This window comes from Marinomonas fungiae, from assembly GCF_001418205.1.
In the GTDB taxonomy this organism is placed as follows: domain Bacteria; phylum Pseudomonadota; class Gammaproteobacteria; order Pseudomonadales; family Marinomonadaceae; genus Marinomonas; species Marinomonas fungiae.
This window is the reverse complement of record NZ_LIQF01000001.1, coordinates 1-14399: the sequence shown is the minus strand read 5'-3', so window position 1 is coordinate 14399 and position 14399 is coordinate 1. Positions and strand designations below refer to the sequence as shown.

12 protein-coding genes are annotated in these 14399 nt (G+C 46.3%); 9 read left to right on the top strand and 3 right to left on the bottom strand.

Going from position 1 to position 14399, the window contains the following annotated elements:
* Positions 1 to 655 precede the first annotated feature (655 nt).
* From ASC49_RS00060 to ASC49_RS00030, 7 genes are all read left to right on the top strand, one after another.
* Positions 656 to 1885 (top strand): pyridoxal-phosphate-dependent aminotransferase family protein, encoded by a 1230-nt coding sequence (locus ASC49_RS00060; RefSeq protein WP_055461170.1) that lies wholly within the window; start codon positions 656 to 658, stop codon positions 1883 to 1885.
* A 252-nt stretch (positions 1886 to 2137) separates the two neighbouring features.
* Complete coding sequence (locus ASC49_RS00055) at positions 2138 to 3130, top strand: Bug family tripartite tricarboxylate transporter substrate binding protein (protein ID WP_055461169.1); 993 nt, start codon at positions 2138 to 2140, stop codon at positions 3128 to 3130.
* Positions 3131 to 3195: 65 nt separating this feature from the next.
* The gene (locus tag ASC49_RS00050; protein WP_055461168.1) at positions 3196 to 3636 is read left to right on the top strand and encodes a tripartite tricarboxylate transporter TctB family protein; all 441 of its coding nucleotides are present in this window, start codon (positions 3196 to 3198) and stop codon (positions 3634 to 3636) included.
* 3 nt (positions 3637 to 3639) lie between these two features.
* The gene (locus ASC49_RS00045; protein WP_055461167.1) at positions 3640 to 5157 is read left to right on the top strand and encodes a tripartite tricarboxylate transporter permease; all 1518 of its coding nucleotides are present in this window, start codon (positions 3640 to 3642) and stop codon (positions 5155 to 5157) included.
* Between the two features lie 92 nt (positions 5158 to 5249).
* The gene (locus ASC49_RS00040) at positions 5250 to 5933 is read left to right on the top strand and encodes a response regulator transcription factor (protein WP_055461166.1); all 684 of its coding nucleotides are present in this window, start codon (positions 5250 to 5252) and stop codon (positions 5931 to 5933) included.
* Positions 5896 to 7356 (top strand): sensor histidine kinase, encoded by a 1461-nt coding sequence (locus ASC49_RS00035; protein ID WP_055461165.1) that lies wholly within the window; start codon positions 5896 to 5898, stop codon positions 7354 to 7356. Before ASC49_RS00040 ends, ASC49_RS00035 begins: the two co-directional genes overlap by 38 nt.
* Entirely contained in the window at positions 7353 to 8411 is a 1059-nt protein-coding gene (locus tag ASC49_RS00030; protein ID WP_055461164.1) for an ABC transporter substrate-binding protein, read from the top strand. The genes ASC49_RS00035 and ASC49_RS00030 overlap by 4 nt, the downstream gene beginning before the upstream one ends.
* Positions 8412 to 8488: 77 nt before the next feature.
* Here ASC49_RS00030 and ASC49_RS00025 read toward each other — a convergent pair whose 3' ends face one another.
* Positions 8489 to 9967 (bottom strand): RimK family protein, encoded by a 1479-nt coding sequence (locus ASC49_RS00025; protein WP_055461163.1) that lies wholly within the window; start codon positions 9965 to 9967, stop codon positions 8489 to 8491.
* 180 nt (positions 9968 to 10147) lie between these two features.
* On the opposite strand from ASC49_RS00025, the gene ASC49_RS00020 reads away from it, so the two are divergent.
* Positions 10148 to 11251 carry a peptidase C39 family protein gene (locus tag ASC49_RS00020; RefSeq protein ID WP_055461162.1) on the top strand — a complete coding sequence of 368 codons (1104 nt, stop codon included), beginning with the start codon at positions 10148 to 10150 and terminating at the stop codon, positions 11249 to 11251.
* Here ASC49_RS00020 and ASC49_RS00015 read toward each other — a convergent pair.
* Together ASC49_RS00015 and ASC49_RS00010 are read right to left on the bottom strand one after the other, a co-directional pair.
* Positions 11248 to 12093, bottom strand: a complete 846-nt coding sequence (locus tag ASC49_RS00015; protein ID WP_055461161.1) for a universal stress protein — start codon at positions 12091 to 12093, stop codon at positions 11248 to 11250. The two genes, ASC49_RS00020 and ASC49_RS00015, sit on opposite strands and share 4 nt — an antisense overlap.
* Positions 12094 to 12103: 10 nt before the next feature.
* Positions 12104 to 13588, bottom strand: coding sequence for a SulP family inorganic anion transporter (locus tag ASC49_RS00010; RefSeq protein WP_055461160.1), 1485 nt, complete (start codon positions 13586 to 13588; stop codon positions 12104 to 12106).
* A 221-nt stretch (positions 13589 to 13809) separates the two neighbouring features.
* Here ASC49_RS00010 and ASC49_RS00005 point away from each other — a divergent pair.
* On the top strand, positions 13810 to 14399 hold a 590-nt coding region (locus ASC49_RS00005), incomplete at its 3' end, for a retention module-containing protein (protein ID WP_055461159.1).

Genomic DNA, 14399 nt, shown 5'->3' with positions numbered 1-14399 from the left:
ATGGTACAGCGAATGCGTTCTGACCTGTTTTGGTACATTGGCTGTGTCATCAGATAGTTGACACTTTAGTGAAAGCAATATGCTTGCCAGCCCGCTATAAAAGTTTTGAATAAACGTCAGTTTAGGGGCTTTGCAACACAGATTTGTGACAGCCCAATAGCCCTATGGTAGGGGGATGCGTAAAGCTTATGTAAGATTTATAAAAGTCATCTTTATGTCTGCCATTTTGCTTAGAAAACAGGCTTTTATAGTGGGAAGGTGTGCATTGGCGTAAACGAAGCAACGATGCCTTTGAACCAAAATGGTGCGGTTTTTTGAGCTTGCACTGTGTCACAGCTTGGTCTGCTTGATTCTTGAACAGTGGTTGTGACTGACGCTAACCGGGGAGTCAGAGTATGTGGCAAGTAAAAAACACTACCAGATAAATCACCTATTGGTGACTTGTATGGGTTAGCAGACTAGTTTTGGATTATTCGACTCTTTTCAAAAACTAGACTCTTAAAAGACAAAGGTTTGCAGTATTATTTCAGAGGATTATTTTGGAAAATTAAAATTTTCCGAATTTTGCTCTGAAAAATAGCAAATTTCGAGATTAGATTTTTCACTTTGATCGAGATGGATTTTTCTTAAAAAGCATATTTAAAGGCAGGTAAATATGAATTCTTCAACGGGTATTCCCCGTCCTAAACTTCAATCGTTAGATGACATCCTTCCACAAGAACCTCTTCTGATGATGGGGGCTGGCCCTGTGCCAATCCCTGAACGTGTTGCCAAAGCCAATTCTGTGGTCATTAACCACCTTGGCGGCACCATGGCAAAAGTGATCGACCAAGTGAAAAGCATGGCGCGTTTTGTATTTCAAACGGAATCCAAATGGGTTCTTGGTGTCGCGGGACCTGCCTCCGCCGCGATGGAAATGGCCGCCGTTAACTTGCTACAACCTGGTGAAAAGCTTTTGTGCCTAAACAATGGCTTCTTTAGCCATCGTATGGCCGAAATGGCGGGCCGTGTCGGTGCAGATGTACATGAACTGCATATTCCTGTGCATGAGGCCGCAGACCCTGAACGCGTGCGTAAAGCCATTGAGCAGGTACGTCCTAAAGTCATCAGTATGGTTCAAGGCGAGACCTCTAACACGGTTTGCAACTACACACTAAAAGACATTGCTAAAATTGCTAAAGAATATGGTTGTCTTGTGGTTGTGGATGCAGTTTGTACTCTTAGTACTATGCCTTTGAAGATGGATGAATGGAATGTCGATGTGGTGATCACGGGTGGCCAAAAAGGGCTATCATCGATTCCAGGTGTTTCTCTTGTTGCGTTCTCTAATGAGGCTTGGCAAGCAATTGAGAGCCGTACTTCGCCTTTAACTCACTGGTGTTTCGACGTGAAACTGGCGGAGAACTTCTGGCATCGAGATGGTTACCATTATACGGCACCGGTTTCGGGTATCATGGCGTTGCACGAAGCGCTTAAACTGGTATGCGAAGAGACGCTTGAGCAGCGCTTTGCACGTCACTTGCGTTGCTCGAAGGCCTTGCAAGCAGGCATCGAAGGTATGGGATTGGAACTATTTATCCAGCCGCCAGCACGTTTGAACTCAGTCGTTGGGATCAGTATTCCGGAAGGGCTGACCGCAAAACAAATCTGTCATCATATTTCGGACACTTACCGTGTTGAAATTGCCGGATCGTTTGGTCAGCCGATTGTGCGCATTGGTCAAATGGGTGAGCAATGCCGTGAACACAACTTGTTCCGTACCTTGCATGCTTTTGGCAGCACTATGCGCGATCTTGGTGTGAAAGTAGATCAGCCCAATGGCATGGCTGAGATGGAAGCTTACTTACAAAAGAGCCCGCGTTTTGTGCAACTTGATGTAGCTTAAACATACATTTCAAACAAACCTAAAAAATCCTCACTATTCTAAGGAAAAGTGGGGATTTTTTGTTTTTAGGCTAGGCTCATACCTGTAAACGGATGTATTTCGTCTTGAGTTGAGATTATTTGCACATTTATATCTAAATATTTCATCAATGACAGGGTCATGACAGGTTCACAGAGTATGTTGTGAAACATGGATGTACCAATACATTCTTTTTATCTAAATACAAAAACAATAAAAGCAGGAGATAAAGTCATGCTTAAGACCATGTCAATCAAGTCCGTTCTAGTATCAGGTGCTGCAGCACTAGCCATTGCAGGCCAGGCGCAAGCCTTTGAACAATCACGCAGCGCAGAATGTATTGCGCCAGCAAACCCTGGTGGTGGCTGGGACTTTACATGCCGCAGTGTGGGCAAGGTATTGACCGATCTAAACTACATCAAGGGTAACGTACAAACTGTCAACATGGCAGGTGCTGGTGGTGGTGTTGCGTTTGCACATACTGTTAGTAAACGTGCTCATGATGATGCACTTATTGTTGCTGCAAGTACGGCAACGACGACGCGCCTTGCTCAAGGCCAATTCCCAGGTATGAATGCAGACCAAGTTAAGTGGGTCGGTACGTTGGGAGCAGACTATGGTGTGATCGCTGTAGGCAAAGACTCTAAATACACTTCTTTAAACCAGATGTTGGATGCGCTGAAAAAAGACCCTGGTGCAGTGAAATTCGCTGGCGGTAGTGCGTCTGGTGGCTGGGACCATTTGAAAGTCTTGATTACAGCAAAAGAAGCACAGGTTGAGAATCTACCAAAAATTCGTTACCTAGCATTCAGCGGTGGTTCTGAAGCGCTTATTCAAGTAGTCGGCGGACACGTCGATGCCTTTACGGGTGATATCTCTGAAGTAAAAGGTTTTATGGACTCTGGTGATCTTCGTGTCCTAGCAGTGCTTTCAGAAGAACGTCTACCTGAACCATTTGATCAAATCCCAACTGCGATGGAGCAGGGGGTCAGCTCAGTAGCACCGAACTGGCGTGGTTTCTACGTGCCAGGTGACGCGAGTCAAGACTCTTACGACTGGTGGGTAAGTACAGTGGATGAGCTGTACCAGACGCAAGAATGGAAAGATGTTATGACTAAAAACGGTCTGATGCCATTCCATAAATCTGGCGAAGAGTTCACTCAGTTCGTGAAAAACCAAACTCTTGATATCCAAGTCCTATCTAAAGATATCGGTCTGATTCGTTAATTAGATCCGATTTTGAGGGGGGCTCGCCCCCTCTGTTTTATCCTCGTTATTGTTGGAGCAGATACATGCGTATTACCGACCGTGTGTTTGGGGTTCTATTGCTGATTGTTGCGGTGGCTTACGGCTATGAAGCAACAAAATTTCCAGTGCCATTTGGTGGTCAGGAATCAGTTGGCCCTGAAACATTTCCGATTCTACTGTCCATCATCTTAGCGATTGGGTCACTTTACATGATCGTTAAGCCTGATGAAGACGCTAAGTGGCCTGCCGTGTCGATGTTAATCGAACTGGGTGTGGTGTGTTTAGTGTTGGTGCTGTTTGCCTTTGGACTTGAGCACGTAGGCTTTGTGTTATCGGCAACGCCTGCTGTGGCATTCCTAAGTTGGCGCATGGGAGCAACACCTGTGAAAAGTTTACTAACGGGTGTGATTACATCTGTGGTGATCTATGTGTTGTTCACGCGTGTACTTGAATTAGCATTACCATCCGGTATTTTGGGGCTGTAAGTTATGGGTACTATTGAACTATTAATGCAAGGCTTTGCGGTGGCACTGACCCCAGAAAGCATCATGTTCGCATTGATCGGTGCTATTTTAGGTACCTTGATTGGTGCACTGCCAGGGTTAGGCCCTGCAAACGGTGTGGCGATTTTGATTCCACTGGCATTCAGCTTAGGTCTGTCTGCAACGTCTTCTTTGATTCTGCTAACCTCGGTGTATGCAGGGGCTATGTATGGCGGTCGTATTTCATCCATTCTGTTGAATATTCCAGGTGATGAGCCTGCCATGATGACCTGTCTAGATGGTTATCCAATGGCACTTAAGGGTAAGGCGGCAGAAGCTTTAGCAACGTCTGCGATTGCTTCTTTTATCGGTAGCTTTATTGCAACCATTGGTCTGGTGATCTTGGCTCCGATTTTGGCGAAGTTCGCGCTTAAATTTGGTCCTGCTGAATACTTCGCACTGTTCGCGCTGGCGTTTGCCACCTTAGGTGGTATTACAGGGAAGAATCAGTTTAAAACGATCATCGCTGCTGCGATTGGCTTAATGATCGCAACTATAGGTATCGATATCTCCTCTGGTGTACAGCGTTACACATACAACAACTTGCACTTATTCGAAGGCATTGACTTCCTAATTGCTATCGTCGGTTTGTTTGCCATCTCGGAATTGTTCTTCTTCCTTGAACAACATGCAGGTGACGGCCTAAAACAAGTTGCGTTGAATAAGCTAAAACTGACTGCAAAAGACATCTTGTTTGTGATGCCTGCGTCGATTCGTGGCGCTTTACTAGGCTTCGTATCGGGTGTGTTGCCAGGTGCGGGGGCATCTCTAGGTAGCTTTGTAAGTTATACATTAGAGAAGAAGATCTCTGATAAAGGCGAATTTGGTAAAGGTGATCCACGTGGTGTGGCGGCTCCAGAAGCTGGTAATAATGGTGCAGCATCGGGGGCATTGGTGCCAATGCTAACCCTAGGTGTACCAGGTAGTGGTACCACAGCGGTATTGCTTGCCATGCTGATCTCACTAAACGTCAACCCAGGCCCTATGTTATTCCAACAAAGTCCTGATTTGGTGTGGGGGGTTATCGCAGCGCTATTTGTAGGTAACTTGGTGCTATTGCTGCTGAACATCCCGATGGTAGGTGTGTTTGTTAAGCTACTGAGCATCCCACCTAAATACTTAATGCCGATCGTTACGCTGATTGCATCGGTAGGTATCTTCTCGATTACGGGCAGTGCTATTGATCTGTACTTTATGGTTGGCTTCGGCATCATGGGGTATGTACTACGTAAAGTAGATATTCCATTGGTACCTGTGATTCTAGGTATGTTATTAGGTCCAGAAATGGAGAAAAACCTTCGTCATGCACTAGTATTATCGGACGGTGACTGGACAGTGCTTTGGAGCAGCGGTTTGAGCGTCGGTCTGTGGATTGTTGCCGCGGCTGGCTTGTTATTACCAATGGTATTCGGCTCGATTCTGCGTGCCAAAATGAAGCGCTCGAAAGATGGTTTGGTTGACTAAGAGTTTGCTACACTCTGAGAGTATCGTATGACCACAAGTCCGGTTGAGATCATCAGCCGGACTTGTTTTGTTTTAGGTCGCTAGGAGTATGTATGCGGATTTTAGTAGTAGAAGATACCGAAGTCCTAGGGCAAGCCATCTGTGATCGTTTGTCGAGTTTGGGGCATGGCGCGGATTTGATCCAAGACGGCAAGCAAGCCAATGAGTTTTTGCGTTACCAATCCGTTGATCTGATTATCTTGGATTTAAATTTACCGAATGTGTCAGGGCTGCAGATCTTACAAGCTTTGCGCCAGCGAGATGACGCCACACCAGTGTTGATTCTAACTGCCCGTGACCAAGTGGACGATCGTATTCGGTTATTAGATGCAGGCGCTGATGACTATTTAACGAAGCCGTTTGATTTTGGAGAGCTAGAAGCCCGCTGTCGTGCGTTACTGCGGCGAAAACAAGGCTACGCGTCCAATTTAACCGAGCATGGCAATATCACCATGGATCGAGACAGTCGTCAGGTTTCGGTAGATAAAGAAGTGCGGGCCATCACCAACCGTGAATTTCGTTTGCTAGAAATCTTTTTGGGCCATTTAGGTCGAGTGCTGAGTAAAGACGAAATCACCGAGCACTTATTCAATTTCGATGAAACCCCAGGGCCAAACGCCATTGAGCTATATGTGGCACGCTTGCGGAAAAAGTTGGCGGGCAGTGACTTGGTGATTAGTACCTTGCGAGGCATCGGCTATGTGGCGGAAATTACCCCAGCCAACAAACGCACTTGAGCATTCACTAGACTATCAGCATTCGCCTTCTCTAAGAGGGCGCTTTATTGTTGTTGGCTCCTTTACCATTATTTTGATTGCCGCCTTGGCGATTAAGCTAGTGTTTGATTATTCCGAACGCCTTGCCGACATCTCCTATGACCGTTTATTGCGCAGTGCCTTGCTGCAAATGGATGAGAATGTTGGTCAAGAGAAGGGCGAGATCACCATTGATATCCCTTGGTCAGCTTTTGCTACCCTCGCACAAGCCAGTGAAGACCGTGTGTTTTATAAGGTGGAAAGTTCTTCCCAAGGCTTTATTACCGGCTATTATGATTTAGACTCGACTCCCGCCTTGCCTGTCGAGCAGGGCAGTATGCAGTTTTTTGATCGCCAGTATTCCGGTGAGACCTTGCGCTTCGCATGGCTTGAGCGCTATATGACTGAGCCAGATGCCAGTGGCACGGTCAGAATCGTATTGGCTCACACGCGATTATCCCGTGAGGAAATGGCGGCTTCGGTGACGCAACGGGCGGTGGAGCTCATCACCTTAGTCGCACTGGTGTCGATTGTCCTATTGGTGATCGGCAGTCAGCTGGTCTTGCGTCCTTTGCATCGCATTGAAAAAGAGTTAGAAGATCGTACCCCAGGGGACTTAACACCATTAACGCTTAAAACGCCGCGGGAAACGTATCATCTTAAAATGGTTATCAACGACTTTATGAAGCGTTTGCAAACCAACTTAGAAGAGCTGGAAAACTATACGGGCAATGCCGCACACCAGCTGCGTACTCCGATTGCCAGTTTGAAGGCATTGGCTGAAAACGCGCGAGATATTGGAAAACCTGAAGAGCAGCATCAAGCGCTAGAAAAAATTATTCAGCAATGTGAAGCGCTGAGCGATACCGTGAGTTTCTTGCTGAATCAAGCGCTGATTAGCCATCGTTTGCAGTCAAAAGCGTTAGGGCTGATTGATATTGTTCAGCCAATTCAAGAATCCTGTCGTGCCCAAGCATTAACGGCTTTTCGCAAGGGCGTGATGTTGTCCTTTGAGACAGATATCGAGGAGGCGGTGATTGTTGGGGATACCATGGCGATCGAGCAGATGATGCAGAATCTGATCGAAAATGCGGTGCGTTATAGTGATTTAGTGTCTTCTGGTGAGCGAAAAGAAGTCATCATTCGTATTACACCACTGCCAAATGTCTATCGAGTACAAGTGATCGATCAAGGCGTTGGTATCAGTGATATCGATAAGCAGCGAGTATTTGAGCGCTTTTATCGAGGTCGCTATGACATCCCCGGGTCAGGGGTAGGCTTATCATTAGTCAAAGACATCGCGTCACACCATAAGGCTGACGTGGTGTTATCGGATACAGAACCTCACGGAACAACAGTGACGGTGGATTTTCCTGCGTTCCAGTATACGGGAGATCATTTATGAAAGGCTTGGTCGCATTTTTCTGTCTTTATTGGAGCGTATGGGGAAGCGCTGCGACGCCTGTTTGGTTTGGTGACCGTGCAGCACCGCGGGTGCTTTTCATCAATTCGACCTTAGATATGACATCGTTTCAGCCTTTGCTGGAGCGATTTGTTGCATTGTATCCAGACGTGCGTATCGGCTATGTGGATGTGAATACCTTAGAATTGTATTACCGAACGGTCTCTGAGGTGAATCGGCCAACCGCCAGCTTAATTTTAAGCAGTGCGATGGATTTACAGCTCAAATTGGTTAACGATGGCTTTACTCAAGCCTATCGTTCAGATGAAACCAGTCGCTTGGCGAAGCGGGCAAAATGGCGAGATGAGGTGTTTGCGTTTTCTTATGAGCCTGTGGTGATGATGGTTAACAAGAACGCCTTTGTTGGCGGGCAGTTGCCTGAAGATCGTCAAAGTTTACTGAGCTATATTCGTCAAAATGATGAACAAGTGGCAGGGCGCATGGGAACCTACGATATTCGTACCAGTGGTGTGGGGTATTTGTTGGCGAGCCAAGATGCACGTCAGGCGGATGCCACTTGGGGGCGCTTGTTGGAGGCGTTTGGTAGTCATGGTGTGAAAACCTATTGCTGTTCTAGCGATATTATTGACGATGTCGCATCAGGGGAATTGTTAGTGGGCTATAACTTATTGGGCTCCTATGCGGCGCAGCGTGCCAATGAGGATCCCAATTTGGAAATGATTATTCCTAAAGATTATACCTTGATGCTGATGCGCACCGCGGTGATCCCAAAACATGCCGCTAACCCACAAGACGCGGGACGCTTTTTAGATTTCCTGTTATCCGATGAGGGGCAAACATTGATGACCTCGGAAGAGCTGCTTTATCCAATACGTCCGAACCTTAATGACGCGCACTTTGCCATGCCACTCGGGCCAACACGTACCATACGGACCGTCGACTTAGACCAGCAATTGTTGGTTGGGCGCGATCTAGTGAAGCAACGTCGTTTTATTCGCAACTGGGAATTGGCGCTTGAATTAAGTTCAGATGATTAATTACCAGTAGCGGTATTGAACATGAAAAGGCCAATAACTTACTCTGTTATCGGCCTTTTCATCAGCAAGGGCATGACTTAGAAGTCAGAGCGGCCTTGGGTCTTTTGCTGCATACGGCGTAAAAACTCGGACATGATCTGCATGTACAGCTCGTCGCCTAGGTATTTGTCTTCCACGCCGCGGTCAATACTTGGGTTGTCATTCACTTCGATCACATAACCACGACCTTTGATCTCTTTCACATCGACACCATAGAGACCGTTACCGATTGGTTTTGTAGCGGCAATTGCAGCTTGCAAAACTCGGCGTGGCACTTCAAAGGTTGGTAAAGTATCGAAGCCACCGCTTTCGCTTTTCGATTCCCCGTGTTGGTAAATTTGCCAATGGTTTTTCACCATGTAGTAACGGCACGCAAAAATTGGCTTATTATTCAAAATACCAATACGCCAATCGAACTCTGTGTAAAGGTACTCTTGTACCAATAATAAGCTCGATTTTTTAAACAGCTCCTCTAAACACTTGGTGAGCTCTGCGCGATCTTGGGCTTTTAATACGCCTTTAGAAAAAGCCCCGTCAGGAATCTTAACCACCATAGGGTAGCTGATATGTTGCTCAAGCGTTTCCTCAATATTGCTTTCGCCCTTGTGAATGATGCGCGTTTTAGGGCTTGGCACTTTATGGGTATTAAACAGATCCGCTAGGTAGACCTTGTTGGTACAGCGCATAATCGACTGCGGATCGTCCATTACCACCAGGCCATTTGCTTCCGCCTTTTTTGCGAACTGGTAAGTATGATGGTCAATGTTGGTGGTTTCTCGAATAAACAAACCGTCGTACTCAGGCAGGCGCACAATGTCTTTAGGACCGATAATATCTACTTGGATACCGAGCTGTTTACCTGCTTGAACAAACTTTTTCAGAGCTTGCTTATCACTTGGTGGCAAGGCTTCTTCAGGGTTAACCAGCATGGCTAAGTCAAACTTGATGCTGCGACTCTTGCGAGTTTTATTCCAAACTTTCGAACTAAAGCCTTCCAGTGCTTCCGCAAAAAGTGTTTCTTCCGCATCATCAAGGGATTTGTGCGACGTGGCTTTCAATGATTTCACTTGCCATTGCTTCTTGTAGCTCAGCGTGAACTCAATGACTGGCGTTGGGTATTTCTCAAATAGTTTACGGGCGAACTCTTTTAGCTCTGGTTGAAGCGTGTTACCGAAAACCGCATGGCCTTTAATCGTCGTTGGTTCGCTTGGCGTGCCTAATTTTTCAGACAGAGCGGGTAGCCATTGAGACAACTCAATACCGTAAAGGGCTTTCTTATTTAAATCGTTCAGAGTGCGAACAGACGGCATGACATTGTGACCACGACTTTCCGCTAATAGCGAACAGTAGTAGCCATCAGATAAATAACGGCTGCTTTTACAGAGGTTAATAATACGAGTACGATCGTTTGTTTTCGTGGTAAGAGAAATGTATTGCGGAAAAGTGATGACATGGTCGCTAGGAAGAAATGCCGACCAGTCTTTCAGTTGATCTACCACGATATAGGTTTGTGCCATGCAGAAAAGTCCTTCTATTAGGCGTATTAATTTTAAGCGCATAGTGCGCTGTTTTTTGATTAACTAATAGTAGTCAATTATTCAAACTTTTAGCATATTCAACACTGTCTTTTTTATCGGATTGTGGCCTAGAATCCGCTTTACTATTATTGTCTTTGTTAAGGCTCAGAGGGCCTTTTTATGACATCAGAAATTCAAATTCGTTTGGCTAATTCGACCGATTTAGATGCTTTAGACACACTAGAAAAAGAGGCGTTTCAAGGGGATCGCATGAGCAGACGAAGTCTGCGTCATGGCATTAAATCCGAATCGTCAGTAATGTTGGTGGCCTACGCTGAAGCTAGCTTATTGGGCTATGCTTTAGTGCATCTTTTCAAGGGACGCGCTCACGCTCGATTGTATTCCTTAGCCGTTTCGCAAGCAGCGCGAGGTAAAGGCGTTGGGTCTCAATTGTTGAGTCACTCAGAGCAACATGCCGCCAAACATGGCTGTATTTCGTTGCGTCTTGAGGTCAGCGAGCGTAACGAAGCAGCGATTGCACTCTACAAAAAAGTAGGCTATCGCACCTTTGGTTCTTACCAAAACTACTATGAAGATACCAGTAATGCGGTGCGTATGCACAAACGTATTCGCGCCTTTGATGACAAGAGCAAGTTGTTAAAAGTGCCTTATGTTGGCCAGCGTACCCCTTTTACCTGTGGTCCTGCCTCATTGCTAATGGTGTGCGCTGCCAGCGATGAGCAAGCGGACGTGAGCCTTGAGCATGAGCTGGATATTTGGCGTGAAGCGACCACTATTTACATGACCAGTGGTCATGGTGGCTGCCATCCAACTGGTTTGGCTTTAGCTGCGAAACGTCGAGGCTTTAATGCGGAGGTTTGGTTGAATGATGAGCAACCGCTGTTCCTCGATGGGGTACGGGATGAGTTGAAGAAAACCGTGCTGGTTGCCTGTCATAATAAGTTTCAGCGTGAAAGTGTGGCAGAAGGCGTGCCTGTACATGGGCAGCCACTATCAAGTCACGATTTGAAAGCAGCCGTCGACCAAGGCAACTGGGTGATTGTGCTGATTAGTACTTATCGCTTAGACGGTAAAAAATCACCCCATTGGGTGGTGGTGACTGGCTATGACGATCAGCATATTTATGTGCATGATCCAGACTTTGAAGACGATGTGGCGCTGGTGGAGTGTCAGTACGTGCCAGTGGTGACAGCTGATTTTGAGAAAATGAGTAAATTCGGCCGCTCACAATTGCGAGCAGCCGTGATGGTATCCAAACCTTAACGTAAGATCAGGACGGGGACTTGGCAGTCTGTCAGCATCTTAGTGGTGTTGCTGCCAACAAAGAACTGTCGAACTTTAGAATGAGCGTAAGCGCCCATTGCAATCAGATCGATTTGGTTTTTTTGTTGGTAGTTGAGCAGAGCGGTGTGGATGCTATCGCCTTCAATAAAATGACTTTCTACCTTGAAGCCTAGCCCATTTAATTTGTGGCGGGCTTTTTCTAAAGCGTCCTCTTGATCGGCCACATTGCGTTTAACCATGACCAAATGACATGGAATGCCTTTCAATAGTGGGCTATTAGCAATCCTCTCTAACGCGTTAATGGACGTTTCGCGGCCATCAAAAGCGACCATAAAATTCTGCGGAGCTTTGAATTCATCTGAAACCACCATGATGGCTTGCGAGAGCGAGCGAGCAGCATTTTCAAGGTTTGATCCAATGACTGCTTTTTTTGAGTGCTCAATGCCTTGTTTGCCTACTACAAATAGGCGTGTCTGATCCTGTATGCCTTCCAAGGTCTCAATAAAGTCGCCATGACGTTGAAGCTTAGTGACTTTAAGGTCTCGACCGTTAAGATAAGCTTCCGCGAATTCAAGTAACACTTTACCGTGTTCAAGAGCGACCTTAGCGCGTTGTTCGTCTAATTCCGTCAGCTCTGTCAGCAGATGCTCGCGACTACCGAAACCGATGGTGCCAGAAAGGTCTTGTTCACTGCTGTTTTGCTTTTCTAAGGCATGCAAAAGCAGCAGCGGAGTGTCTAACTTTTCAGAAGCCCATGCAGACGCTTCGATCACTTGTTGTGTTAATGGTGAACCATCAATACATGCAACTATGTTCTTCATCCTTGCCTCCTTAATGGCCGCTTAGCAATTTTTCAGCTTCTTCAGGTTTGTTGTGAACTCCGAATTTATCGACTACCGTTGCGGTGGCTTCATTCATGCCAATTACGTCAACAGTGGCACCTTCGCGGCGGAATTTAATCACCACTTTATCCAAGGCTGATACGGCGGTGATATCCCAGAAATGAGCTTGTGAGAGATCAATCGTCACATGCTGTACGGCTTCTTTAAAATCGAATGAATCATTGAACTTCTCGGCCGATGCAAAGAATACCTGCCCAACGACTTTATAAACGGTGCCTTGATCAGCACTTTCACTTTTAACCACCATAAAGCGGCCGATTTTGTTGGCGAAGAACAAAGACGCGAGCAACACCCCTACAAACACACCGAGTGCTAAGTTGTGTGTTGCCACCACAATAGCAACCGTGGCCAACATAACTATGTTGGTCGACATCGGGTGATGCTTCAAGTTCACAATCGATTCCCAAGAGAAGGTACCGATCGATACCATGATCATTACTGCGACTAGCGCTGCCATTGGGATTTGCCCAATGAGTTCATCAAGAAACACCACCATGATTAATAGCAAAGCACCGGCAATGAAAGTAGATAGACGGCAGCGGCCTCCGGACTTCACGTTAATCACTGATTGACCAATCATGGCACAACCCGCCATGCCACCTAGTAAGCTTGCACCGATGTTTGCCACACCTTGACCTTTACATTCACGGTTACGATCACTCGTCGTATCCGTTAGCTCATCTACAATAGTGGCCGTCATCATCGATTCAAGCAAACCGACAACTGCCAAGCCAAGAGAGTAAGGCAAGATAATCATCAGGGTTTCAAGGTTTAGGGGTACATCTGGTAATAGGAAGATCGGTAACGAGTCAGGTAGCTCGCCCATATCGCCCACGGTGCGGATATCTAAACCAACCGCCATTGCAAAAGCAGTCAAAACAACGATGCATACCAATGGACTAGGCAATGCTTTACCAACGACTGGTAGATACGGGAAAAGATAGATAATACCTAAACCAGCGGCTGTCATGGCATACACATGCCAGGTGACATTCGTCAGCTCTGGTAGTTGGGCCATAAAGATCAAAATGGCGAGGGCATTTACAAATCCTGTTACCACCGAACGGGAAACAAAACGCATTAAGCTACCGAGCTGTAAATAGCCTGCGAGGATTTGGAATGCACCACAGAGAAAACTGGCGGCAAGTAAATACTGCAGACCATGTTCTTTAACAAGAGTCACCATTAAAAGAGCCATGGCACCTGTTGCTGCAGAAATCATACCTGGGCGGCCACCCAAGAACGAAATAATCACCGCAATACAAAAGGAAGCGTAGAGGCCGACTTTTGGATCAACACCAGCAATGATCGAAAAGGCTATCGCTTCTGGAATCAAAGCCAACGCCACCACAGTTCCGGACAATACGTCACCACGTATGTTCGAGAACCACTCTCTTTTTAATGTATCAGTCATGGACACCCTTAATTATCTTGAAATATCGCAGCAGAACGAGCGAGACACATTGCATGTCAGAGGCTGCAAAATGAAGTGTCGCATTATAAAGAGTCAACTTTATGAACGCAATTTGAGTGCATGTTTACTAAATTTCTTCACACTGTACCTTGGTACAATAGATTCCTTTACATAAAGCGCCTAAGTTTGACGATAGCGAAAATTTAAGTAAGGAAGTTACTATGAGCGACAATCAATCTTTTATGACACTTGGTGAGCCAGTTGGCTTTGTTACACAGTTGCAAGGCATGGTTAGAGCACAATCTGTCGATGGACAAGAGCGTGTTTTGAGAATCGGTGATCCAGTCTTTGAAGGAGATATTGTTGTCGCAGCGGCGGATGGAAGCGCGACGATTGGTTTTAACGACGGCACAGAAATCTATATAGCAGATGCTTCGGCTGTTGAGATTAATAATGAAGTGTTTGGCTTGGCGCAAACACCGGCGCAAGACCCGCAGACTACACAAGAATTTTTAGCGGATGGCACCGCTGAGTTAACGGCATTACAACAAGCAATCTTGGACGGACAAGACCCTACTCAAGTACAAGAGGCGCCTGCCGCTGGTGAAACTCCAGTAGAAGATGGAACTGGTGGAGTGACCGTCGATATTGCCCGTTCTGATGCCTCGGCTAGTCCAACTTACGGTTTTGATACTCAAGCTTTTAATAATGATACTGCAGCTACCACTGAAAATCCTTCATCGGCAGCATTAAACGCAGCGCAACCAGAACCACAACCTGAGCCACAGCCAGAACCACAACCTGAGCCACA

Coding starts and splice junctions, on each gene's coding strand:
- ASC49_RS00030 (WP_055461164.1), top strand. CDS start 7,353: ATGAAAGGCTTGGTCGCATTTTTCTGTCTTTATTGGAGCGTATGGGGA.
- ASC49_RS00020 (WP_055461162.1), top strand. CDS start 10,148: ATGACATCAGAAATTCAAATTCGTTTGGCTAATTCGACCGATTTAGAT.
- ASC49_RS00010 (WP_055461160.1), bottom strand. CDS start 13,588: ATGACTGATACATTAAAAAGAGAGTGGTTCTCGAACATACGTGGTGAC.
- ASC49_RS00045 (WP_055461167.1), top strand. CDS start 3,640: ATGGGTACTATTGAACTATTAATGCAAGGCTTTGCGGTGGCACTGACC.
- ASC49_RS00060 (WP_055461170.1), top strand. CDS start 656: ATGAATTCTTCAACGGGTATTCCCCGTCCTAAACTTCAATCGTTAGAT.
- ASC49_RS00050 (WP_055461168.1), top strand. CDS start 3,196: ATGCGTATTACCGACCGTGTGTTTGGGGTTCTATTGCTGATTGTTGCG.
- ASC49_RS00035 (WP_055461165.1), top strand. CDS start 5,896: ATGTGGCGGAAATTACCCCAGCCAACAAACGCACTTGAGCATTCACTA.
- ASC49_RS00015 (WP_055461161.1), bottom strand. CDS start 12,093: ATGAAGAACATAGTTGCATGTATTGATGGTTCACCATTAACACAACAA.
- ASC49_RS00040 (WP_055461166.1), top strand. CDS start 5,250: ATGCGGATTTTAGTAGTAGAAGATACCGAAGTCCTAGGGCAAGCCATC.
- ASC49_RS00025 (WP_055461163.1), bottom strand. CDS start 9,967: ATGGCACAAACCTATATCGTGGTAGATCAACTGAAAGACTGGTCGGCA.
- ASC49_RS00055 (WP_055461169.1), top strand. CDS start 2,138: ATGCTTAAGACCATGTCAATCAAGTCCGTTCTAGTATCAGGTGCTGCA.